We start from the raw sequence: 2,019 nt of genomic DNA, 5'->3' as shown, positions 1-2,019 counted from the left end.
CGCCGCGCCGCCCGAGGCGCGCCGCCCGAGCCGTGACACCACGGCGTCCGGAGCGACCCGCGCCGCCTGACCCGCGAACGCACGTGAGCCCGCGCGCGACACGGCCCGCCGGAAACCCGGCGGGCCGTGTCGGTGACCGGTGCGATCAGCCTGCGGCGCAGGTCGGCGACAAGCCGGCCGCCGAACCCGTTCCCTGGAAGCCGAACTCGGTGTACTGACCGGCCGCGAGCCGGCCGTTGTAGCTCACGTTCGTCCAGTTGTTGCCGCTGCGCTGGACGTTCCACGTGTTGGTGACCGTCGTGCCGGCCGGCAGGGCCATCGTGACGGTCCAGCTGTTGATCGCCGACGCGCCCGCGGTGACCTTGACCGTGGCGACGAACCCACCGTTCCACGAGTTCAGGGACACCGACGCGGTGCACCCTCCCGGAGGCGGGGTCGTGGTGGTCGTCGTCGTGGTGGTCGTGGTCGTCGTGGTGGTGGTCGACGTCGACGTGCCGCCCAGGTTGAGCGCGTTGAGGACGGACGTGTACGCGGGCTTCTTGTTGCCCGAGCCGTCGAACAGCAGCGGGGTGCCCGACGCGCGCCACGAGTCGCTGTCGCGGATGCCCCACACCGTGATGCCGGTGCAGCGCGTCACCGCGAGGCACGCCTTGACGACGCGCTCGTAGTTCTGCGCCTGCGTGGTGCCGGAGCCCTCGATGTCGAGCTCGGTGATCTGCACGTCCACGCCGAGGTTCGCGAAGTTCTGCAGCGTGGTCTGGTAGTTGCTCGGCACCGGGCTCTGGCTGTTGAAGTGCGACTGCAGGCCGACGCAGTCGATCGGGACGCCGCGGGTCTTGAAGTCCTGCACCATCCGGTACACGGCCTGGGTCTTGGCGTGCGTCCAGTCGTCCGTGTTGTAGTCGTTGTAGCAGAGCTTCGCGCCCGGGTCGGCGGTGCGCGCCGCGCGGAACGCCGCCTCGATCCAGTCGTCGCCGGTCCGCTGGAGGTTCGAGTCACGCCGCGCGCCGGTGGTGCCGTCGGCGAACGCCTCGTTCACGACGTCCCAGGAGTCGATCTTGCCCCGGTAGTACGTGGCCACCTGCGTGACGTGGTTGAGCATCGCGTTGCGCAGCGCGGTGCCGGACATGTTCTGCATCCAGCCCGGCTGCTGCGAGTGCCACGCCAACGTGTGGCCGCGCACCTTCATGCCCTGGCTGCGCGCGTGGTTGACGATCCGGTCGGCGTTCGTGAACGTGAACTGCCCCTGCGTCGGCTCAGTGGCGTCGATCTTCATCTCGTTCTCGGGCGTGACCGAGTTGAACTCGCGGTTGAGGATGCCGACGTACGTCGAGTCGCTCAACTTGTTCGCGGCCACGGCGGCGCCGAAGTACCGGCCGCTCTCGGCCGCCGACGCGCCGAGGGTGGTGCCGGCGTTGGCGGACGTGGCCATGAGCACCGCGGCGCCCGTGGTCGCGGTCACCAGCGTGGACACCAGCGCGGCTCGTAACACTGACCTCGATGTCAGCTTCATTTTTTCGCACACCTTCTGCGGAGCACCCGCGACTGTCACGGGTGGGTTGGTTGGGTCGGGCAGTGGGTCAGCCGGTTCGGCAGGACAGGCTGGGCCAGTTCCAGTTGCCGTTGTGCTGGACGGTGAAGCCGAAGACGTTGCCGTTGCCGTTGGGACGGGCCGTCATCACGGTGCCCGAGCTGTCCCACGTCGCGGTGGTGTTCCAGGTCGCGATGACCTTCTGCGGGCTGCTCAGGGTCACGGTGACGACCCAGTTGCTCGCGCCGGTGACGGTCACCTGGCCGTTGAAACGGTCGCTCCACTTCTGGCCCTCGGCGTACGTCGCCGTGCAGCTGCCGCCGGGGTTGGTCGGCTGCGTCGTCGTGGTGGGCTGCGTGGTGCCGGTCGGCTGGGTGCCGTTGTTCAGCGCGCTGAGCACCGAGTTGTAGGCGGCCTTCTTGTTGCCCGAGCTGTCGAACAGCAGCGGGGTGCCGGAGGCGCGCCACGAGTCGCTGTCGCGGATGCCC

2 protein-coding genes are annotated in these 2,019 nt (G+C 69.2%); both read right to left on the bottom strand.

Annotation, left to right across the window (positions count from 1 at the left end; all coding sequences use genetic code 11):
* Window positions 1-145 precede the first annotated feature (145 nt).
* On the bottom strand, window positions 146-1,513 hold the full coding sequence (locus tag ACFQ3T_RS36290; RefSeq protein ID WP_380730647.1) for an endo-1,4-beta-xylanase: 1,368 nt from the start codon (window positions 1,511-1,513) through the stop codon (window positions 146-148).
* 67 nt (window positions 1,514-1,580) lie between these two features.
* On the bottom strand, window positions 1,581-2,019 hold a 439-nt coding region (locus ACFQ3T_RS36285; RefSeq protein WP_380730645.1), incomplete at its 5' end, for an endo-1,4-beta-xylanase.

The sequence above is a fragment of the Saccharothrix hoggarensis genome (assembly GCF_042678885.1).
GTDB classification, from domain to species: domain Bacteria; phylum Actinomycetota; class Actinomycetes; order Mycobacteriales; family Pseudonocardiaceae; genus Actinosynnema; species Actinosynnema hoggarensis.
The sequence above is the reverse complement of the archived record's forward strand: the minus strand, read 5'-3'. Positions and strand labels throughout refer to the sequence as shown.

Excerpts from the sequence above, each read along its gene's own strand:
- ACFQ3T_RS36290 (WP_380730647.1), bottom strand. The coding sequence starts at position 1,513 with ATGAAGCTGACATCGAGGTCAGTGTTACGAGCCGCGCTGGTGTCCACG.